Genomic DNA, 7,947 nt, shown 5'->3' with positions numbered 1-7,947 from the left:
GGCGGAATGGGTGCGCAATATTGTCAAGGAAAATGGCGGCACAATGGTCGGCGAGGAGTTTGTCCCGCTCAGCGTCTCGCAGTTCGGTCAGACGATCCAGAACATCCAGAAGGCGAAGCCGGACTTCGTGGTGACGCTTCTGATTGGAGCGAACCAGGCGTCCTACTACGAGCAACAGGCATCGACGCATCTGAACCTGCCGATGGCTAGTTCAGTCAGCGTCGGTCAGGCTTACGAGCACAAGCGTTTCAAACCGCCTGCACTCAAGGACATGTACGTGACGACGAATTACGTGGAAGAAGTCGATACGCCGGCGAGCAACGACTTCAAGAAGCGCTTCCACGCGAAGTTTCCAAACGAGCCCTACATCACTCAAGAAGCGGCAAACGCATACGACGCGGTCTACCTCTATAAAGCCGCTGTCGAAAAGGCGAAGTCGACCAATCAGGACGCGGTACGCAAGGCGCTCGAAAGCGGCGGAGTCTGCACCGACGGCCCGTCGGGCAAAGTTTGCATGGACCCGAAAAGTCATCATGTGAGTCACACCATATACCTGGTCCATGTGAAAGCCGATCACTCGGTGGAGATCCCCAAGGTATGGAACGATGTCCAGCCGTACTGGCTCGGGAAGGTTGGCTGCGATCTGCCGGCCAAGCCCGATCATCACCAGTACACGCCGACCGATTTGCCGAAGTCGTAAGCGGCCGATAGATCTCCCGTTTTGTGATTTGTTGATTCCAGCACGGCCAGCCCAACCGACCAGGGCGGCCCTGCTGGCAATTTGGGTGAGGTTCCTATGAGTTTGCTGTCTTTGCTTTATTCGCTGATATATCAGTTCGGCGACAACTTCGCCTACCTCGTTCTTGCCGCGCTCGGGCTTGCGGTGATCTTTGGAATGATGGGGGTCATCAATCTCGCGCACGGCGAATTCATCATGTGCGGCGCGTACGTGACCATCATCACGGCCAAGCACGGCGTACCGCTGCCGATTGCGATGCTGCTTGGTGCGATTGCCGCCGCTATTGCCGGGGTGCTTATCGAGCGCCTTGTCATACGTCACCTCTACGACCGGCTATTCGACTCGGTGGTGGCGACATGGGCGATTAGCCTTATCGTCCAGCAGACGATGCTGCTGCTTGCGGGTCCGTCGCTTGAGGGAATCAGCACGCCGTTTGGCTCGTTCACGTTGGGCGACTATTCGTTCTCAACCTATCGTGCTGTATTGCCAGCTATCGCACTTGGCATCCTGTTCGCGCTGTACTGGTTGTTCTTCAAGACGCGTTATGGAGTGAGTGCGCGAGCGACGATCCAGAACGCCAAGATGGCGCAGTGCCTCGGATTGCGCACTGACCGCCTCTATACGCTGACCTTTGCGCTTGGCGCGGGCCTCGCTGGCCTCACCGGCGCCTTGTACGCCCCGACGATGACCGCAGTGCCTACTATGGGCAGCAATTTCATCGTGCAGGCGTTCGTTGCGGTCGTGGTCGGTGGCGCCAACGTCATTGCGGGTACTACGCCGGCAGCAGGAATTCTGGCAGTCATACAGACCGGACTCACAGCCTCATATGGCCAGTTGTTTGGCCAGATTGGCCTGCTGCTGACGGTGATCGTCGTGATTCGCCTGATGCCGCAAGGGCTGGGCAATTTGTTTTCGCGTTCGCGCTAGGAGGCTGCTGTGAACAAATTAATCTCTGCCTCGAACGGTACGCCACGCGCGCGAGCGACTTCGCGGGCCATCAGGCTTTTGCCATGGCTACTGGCGTTCTGTTTGCCGTTGATCGTGGACGCCAACACGAGCGGCAACCTCGCCTACTGCCTGGTATGGGCTTTTTGCGCGGTTGGACTTGCGGCAATGTGGGGCCACGGCGGTATTCTTTCCTTCGGTCAAACTGCGTTCTTTGGACTATCAGGCTATACATACGGGATTGTTACGCTGAACCTCGGCGAGAGTTGGATCAGATCGTGGAGCGGCTTGGCCGCTGCCCTCCTGACAAGCGTTGTCGTCGCAGCCCTTATCGGCTACATGATTTTCTACGGCCGGATCAAAGGCATTTTCATCGGCATCGTGACGTTGTCCATCACGCTCGTGCTCGAGACGTTCATGTCGCAGACAGCGGGCCCGCAATGGACTATCGGCGCGGCGAGACTGAATGGCTACAACGGCATGGGGGGAATGCCACCGCTGACAATTCCCTGGCCTGGCGGTCCGTTGACGCTTGAGAACACAAGCTTCTATTACTTCGTGCTGGTGCTGCTTGCGCTTGTCTACTGGATCACGCGAAGGCTGCTTGATGGCAACTTTGGCCTGACGCTGGTTGCCATCCGGGAAAATCCACAACGGGCCGAGATGCTCGGCGTCGACATTCGTCGGCATCAACTTCTCATCTTCGTGTTTGGCTGTACGCTCGGTGGTGTGTCCGGCGCGCTGTACACGATTTGGGGCTCGTACATCACGCCTTCCACGATGGGACTGACGTCGGCCGCATTGCCCGTCATCTGGGTTGCAACCGCAGGTCGAAAGAGTATTGGCGGCGCGATCATCGGCACAGCCGGGCTTGTCTGGCTCTCGCAGTATCTGGCGGTCTACGGCAGTCAGTACGCGCTCATCCTCATGGGAGCCATTCTTCTGGTCGTCGTGCTGCTGGCGCCTGAGGGGCTGCTTCCGTACGTGACGAATCATCTTCAGCGGCTTTTTATCCGCCCGCAGGCGCCTGTGCTGCGCGAACCGAATGATGCTTTCAAGGCCCAAAAGGGGAGCAAATCGTGACCGTACTACTTGAGACGCGCTCGCTCACGAAGCGCTTCGGTGGCGCACATGTGATCAACGGCATCGACTTCCAGGTGAACGCCGGAGAGATTCGATGCGTCATCGGTCCCAACGGCGCTGGAAAGAGTACCTTCTTCAAACTCATTACCGGCGAGCATCGGCCGTCGGACGGCAGCGTCCATTTTCTTGGGCGCGACATGAGCCATGTATTGCCCCATGAGCGCATTCGAATGGGCATGAGCATCAAATTCCAGATTCCAGGCGTGTTCGCGGACCTGACGGTTCGCCAACACCTGCAGCTTGGCTTGCACCGAGCCAAGGATGATCGTCCGGAGAGTCTGGACAGCCTGCTTCAACGATTCATGCTGGAAAGAGAGGAGTCCGTGTTGGCGAGCAACCTCTCTCATGGCAAGAAGCAATGGCTAGAGATAGCGATGGCGGTGTCGCTCGGGCCAAAGCTGCTTTTCCTGGACGAGCCGGTGGCAGGAATGTCCGTTGAGGAGACGCACGCAACGGGGGAATTGATCAAGCGGCTTCGAGAAGCGGGGCTCACGATCATGGTCGTGGAGCACGACATGACGTTCGTCAAGCAGATTGCATCGCGGGTAACCGTACTGCATGGCGGACGCCTCTTCGCGGATGGCCCGCTGGATGAAATCCTCGCTAGGGACGACGTGGCCGAAATCTATCTTGGGAGAAAGAAATGACGGCGCTGCTGGAGGTGTCTGAAGTTCAGAGCGGGTATGGCGGCGGACGGGTTCTTAACGGTGTTTCGCTACAGATAAACAAGGGCGAGATCCTCGCGTTGATCGGGCGCAACGGAGTCGGAAAGACGACGCTGATGCGCACGCTGATCGGACTCGTGCCTTTGAGCGCCGGCAGCATTGAGCTGGACAACGGCGAAGTGGGACACGACAAGCCTTATGCACGTGCACAGAAGGGAATCGGATACGTCCCGCAAGGGCGCGAGGTATTCGGCGCGCTGACCGTGGCGGAGAACCTTCAGGTCGGCGAACAAGCAAATCGCAGTCGCGCGGCCGAGATGCGGGACAAAGTGATCAGCTATTTCCCCGTGCTGAAGGCGAAATTCCAGCAGAAGGCTGGCACGATGAGTGGAGGCGAGCAGCAGCAACTGGCGATTGCGCGGGCCTTGATAAGCGCCCCAAAAATCCTGTTGCTCGACGAGCCATCCGAGGGCATCCAGCCGTCTATTGTCGACCTGATTGGAGAGACCCTCTTGTTGATTGCGCGGGAGACCGGGATCGGGGTTCTGCTGGTTGAGCAGGATATGGGTATGGTCGAGAGCATAGCGACGCGCTGCTGCGTAATGGACAAGGGGCGCATAGTAGACACGTTGACCCGCGAGCAGCTCGCGGATGAAGAATTGATTCGGCAGCACCTGGCACTCTAACGGAGACGAAAGATGAAATGGCTTGAAGATTCAATCATGATGAAGCGTGGCGTTGGAGCGAGCCGTGAGCCTGTCGTGCATCACCTCACGGAAGAGTTGCAACAGACCTATCACTACACCATCGGGCCGTACTCGCAGCCGGTGCTGCACGTCAAACCGGGCGACCGCGTGGTGGTGGAAACGCGAGACGCGTTTGACGGCAAGATCACGAAGGAAACCGACAAGCCTTCCGAGTTGCTCAATGTGCCATTCCTGAACCCGCAGAATGGTCCGATCATGATCGAGGGCGCGGAGAAGGGCGATGTTGTTGCAGTGCACATCGAAAAGATGAGTCCTCGTGGGGACGATCCGCATGGATTCTGCTGCATGATTGCAAACTTCGGCGGACTGACTGGTACGGACTACACAGCGCTACTGAACGAGCCGCTGCCTGAGGTGGTCCGCAAGATCAAGATCGATGAAGAGAATGTGTACTGGAGCCGGCGCAACACGCTGCCGTATCGGCCTCACATTGGCACCTTGAGCTTGTCGCCGGAGATCGATTCGATCAACTCGCTTACGCCGGATTCGCACGGCGGCAACATGGACGTACCCGATATGGGTCCAGGCAGTATCACCTACCTTCCGGTGCGCTCGCCAGGAGGGCGGCTGTTCATCGGAGACGCACATGCTTGTCAGGGCGATGGCGAAGTTTGCGGCACTGCAGTCGAATACGCGAGCACGACGACCGTTCGGGTCGATCTCATCAAGAATTGGCAAATCAAGTGGCCGAGGCTGGAGAACGAGGATGCGCTAATGAGCATTGGTAGCGCGCGGCCACTGGAGGATGCGACGCGTATTGCGTACCGCGAACTGGTGCTCTGGATGGCCGCTGAGTACGGTTTTGATAAGTGGGATGCATATATGATGTTGAGTCAGGTAGGCAAGGTCCGCTTGGGCAATTTCGTGGATCCCAAGTACACCGTGGGTGCGATGATCGCCAAGAGTTACCTGAAATAAGCGCATCACAGATGAGCGGAGTATCCTGCACATTCGCCCGGTTCCGGGTTCGCGTGGTTCGCCATGCGCCCGGTCCGCAATCGCCTTGTCCTGCGATCGTTTTGTCCTGCAATCGATTTGTCCTGCAATCGATTACTCACGTTGAGCATGTATCGCAATGGCTTTGTCCGATCCCATCAAAGTTGGTCTTCTCTGTTCCCAAAGTTGTTCGACCGCGCTGCTGGAAATGTCCCAGTGGCGCGGTTCAGTCCTGGCCATGGAGGAAATCAACGAACGCGGCGGTGTAGCGGGCCGGGAACTGGTCGCGGTCCACTACGACGCGTGTTCTGATCCCGCTACCTTTCGCGAGCTTGCGGAGCGGCTGATTATCAAGGACAACGTCAACGTGATTTTCGGTGGATATACGTCTTCCAGCCGCAAAGCGATGTTGCCGGTGGTGGAAAAACACAACCGGCTGCTGATTTACTCGCAGCAATATGAGGGGTTCGAGTATTCCGACAACATCATCTATAGCGGTGCGTCGCCCAATCAAAACGGCGTTCCGCTAGCGGACTTCATGACGGAAGCTTTTGGCGCACGGGTCTACATGGTCGGGTCGAGTTATGTGTATCCGTACGAATGCAACCGGACCATGCGGGAACTGTTGTCGCAGCATCCCGAAGGCGCGATCTTGGGAGAGCGCTATCTCGATCTGGAGGCTAGCCGCGACCAATTCGCTGCTGTCGTTGAGGACATCAGGAGGGAAGCACCCGACTGGATCTTCAGTACGGTGATTGGAGAAACCGTGCCGTACCTGTACGAGGCGTACAGGGAAGCCGGCTTCGATCCGGCCACGATGCCAATCGCGAGCCTCAATACCTCCGAGACCGAAATCTCTGCCATGAAGATCGGTGTCGCTGCAGGTCATTTCACGGCCGCACCTTATTTCCAGAGCGTCGACACCCCCGAGAATCGTGCAGCCTTGCACCGGCATCAAGCACGCTTTGGGGAGCAGCAGCCGGTGGACATGAACTGGGAATCGGCTTACTACCAGATGCACATGTATGCCCGCGCGTTTGAGCTTGCGGGTTCCGACGAGATCGGCAAGATCATGCCGCACCTGCTAGGGGCGGAATTCGCGGCGCCTCAGGGGCGTGTGCGAATCGACCCGGTGAACCATCATATGGCGCTTTACCCGCGTGTCGGACGCGCGAATGCCGATGGGCAATTCAGCATCCTTCGGGAGTCGAAGCTCGCGGTTCCCCCCGATCCGTACATGACCGGGCAAACGCTCGGGAACTGGGTCACGAACCTCAGCACGCGAGGCAACTGACGTGAGCGCGCGCAGCGATAGTGGACAACGGAGCTTGACCGGTTCAATCCTGAACCGCGGTCTGCGTGTGGTCGTTTTTCATCCTGACGATGACGACGGCTTGACTCTGACTAGCCACCTCAGGCGAATTGGCTTAGTGGTCGAAACAATTTGGCCACCGTCTGATGTCTTGCCTGACAAAGTAGACCTTGTGTTCCGCGCGCTCCTGCCGGAAGAGCGGGCGCCGAAAGACGCGTGGCTCGGTCCTGATGCACCGCCTTTAATTTCGGTCGTGGCGTTTGAGAACCCTACGTTTATCGACCAGGCAATCAAGATGGGCGCCGATGCGATCATTACTACTCCGATCCGGGCATCTGGCTTGTTGTCGGCGGTTGTAATGGCATTGCAGCACGCAAAACAAGCCCGGCAATACACGCAACGCATCGCGAAGCTGGAGCAAAAGCTTTTGGATAACCGCGCTCTGACCGAGGCGAAAGGCATTCTGATGCTCATGCATCAACTGAGCGAATACGAGGCCTACGACATGCTGCGTGCCCAGGCCATGGCAAAACGCGTCTCAATCGACGACATGTGCCACTCGGTCATCCAGGCGGGCGAGATTCTCCAGCTAAAGCGAAGTGCAAAATCAATCGACGGCAAGGAAGGCGACTGATCGGCAGCGCCGCCGTAGAGGCGCACACAGGCGCTTACAGGCGGCCAATGCGTCAGAGACGGAACTCTTTCCGCGTACGAAAAGGACCTTTGACCGATGGCCAGTTCCAATTCCCCACTCGGCGCTAGTAAAGTAACCCCTCCAGAGACATGCAATGCGTGAGCGAGCGTCTCTTGCGGCGCATTGGATCTGACAAAAGCATTGGTACAAAGGCGTCTGCCGCCCTATGCGGCAGTTTGAGAACCTCAGAGAGTCAACACCATGAGCCAAGCTGCCCAGCGGGTATTCTTGATTACCGGCGTCAGTTCTGGCTTTGGCCGGGCGTTGTCTGAAGCGGCATTGACGGCGGGACACACGGTCATCGGTACAGTGAGGAGCGAGGCGGCAATCGCCGAGTTCGAGATGTTGCACGCGGACCGTGCTCACGGCGTGGTCCTCGATGTGACTGATTTCGCCGCGATCGAGCCGACCATCAAGGACATCGCCGAGCGCGTGGGGCCGATCGACGTTCTCGTGAACAATGCCGGATACGGTCACGAGGGAACCCTTGAGGAGTCGCCGCTCGACGAACTGCTGCGCCAGTTCAACGTCAACGTGTTCGGCGCCGTCGCAATGATCAAGGCTGTGCTTGCGTCAATGCGTGTGCGACGCACCGGCCACATCATCAACATCACGTCGATGGCCGGCCTCGTAGCGCTCCCCGGTATCTCGTACTACTGCGGCAGCAAGTTCGCGCTCGAGGGGATCTCGGAATCACTGGAGAAAGAACTGCGCGGTTTTAATATCAAGGTAACGAGTGTCTCGCC

At 57.9% G+C, this 7,947-nt stretch carries 9 protein-coding genes; all 9 read left to right on the top strand.

Annotation, left to right across the window (positions count from 1 at the left end):
- Positions 1–700 (top strand): ABC transporter substrate-binding protein (locus tag WCA53_RS28210; protein WP_423918707.1); only part of this gene is annotated, 700 nt, incomplete at its 5' end.
- Positions 701–796: 96 nt separating this feature from the next.
- Entirely contained in the window at positions 797–1,666 is an 870-nt protein-coding gene (locus WCA53_RS28205) for an ABC transporter permease subunit (RefSeq protein ID WP_423918704.1), read from the top strand.
- Between the two features lie 21 nt (positions 1,667–1,687).
- Positions 1,688–2,767 carry a branched-chain amino acid ABC transporter permease gene (locus WCA53_RS28200; RefSeq protein ID WP_423918710.1) on the top strand — a complete coding sequence of 360 codons (1,080 nt, stop codon included), beginning with the start codon at positions 1,688–1,690 and terminating at the stop codon, positions 2,765–2,767.
- On the top strand, positions 2,764–3,474 hold the full coding sequence (locus tag WCA53_RS28195) for an ATP-binding cassette domain-containing protein (protein WP_423918701.1): 711 nt from the start codon (positions 2,764–2,766) through the stop codon (positions 3,472–3,474). The genes WCA53_RS28200 and WCA53_RS28195 overlap by 4 nt, the downstream gene beginning before the upstream one ends.
- Positions 3,471–4,178 (top strand): ABC transporter ATP-binding protein, encoded by a 708-nt coding sequence (locus WCA53_RS28190; protein WP_423918696.1) that lies wholly within the window; start codon positions 3,471–3,473, stop codon positions 4,176–4,178. The genes WCA53_RS28195 and WCA53_RS28190 overlap by 4 nt, the downstream gene beginning before the upstream one ends.
- Positions 4,179–4,190: 12 nt before the next feature.
- Positions 4,191–5,177 carry an acetamidase/formamidase family protein gene (locus tag WCA53_RS28185; protein WP_423918691.1) on the top strand — a complete coding sequence of 329 codons (987 nt, stop codon included), beginning with the start codon at positions 4,191–4,193 and terminating at the stop codon, positions 5,175–5,177.
- Between the two features lie 157 nt (positions 5,178–5,334).
- Positions 5,335–6,489, top strand: a complete 1,155-nt coding sequence (locus WCA53_RS28180; protein WP_423918688.1) for a transporter substrate-binding domain-containing protein — start codon at positions 5,335–5,337, stop codon at positions 6,487–6,489.
- Between the two features lies 1 nt (position 6,490).
- Positions 6,491–7,141 (top strand): ANTAR domain-containing response regulator, encoded by a 651-nt coding sequence (locus tag WCA53_RS28175; protein WP_423918685.1) that lies wholly within the window; start codon positions 6,491–6,493, stop codon positions 7,139–7,141.
- A 261-nt stretch (positions 7,142–7,402) separates the two neighbouring features.
- A partial coding sequence (locus WCA53_RS28170) for an SDR family NAD(P)-dependent oxidoreductase (protein WP_423918682.1) occupies positions 7,403–7,947 on the top strand: 545 nt, incomplete at its 3' end.

It is taken from the genome of Caballeronia sp. (assembly GCF_049581465.1).
GTDB lineage: Bacteria > Pseudomonadota > Gammaproteobacteria > Burkholderiales > Burkholderiaceae > Caballeronia.
This window is presented reverse-complemented; position numbering and strand designations above follow the sequence as displayed.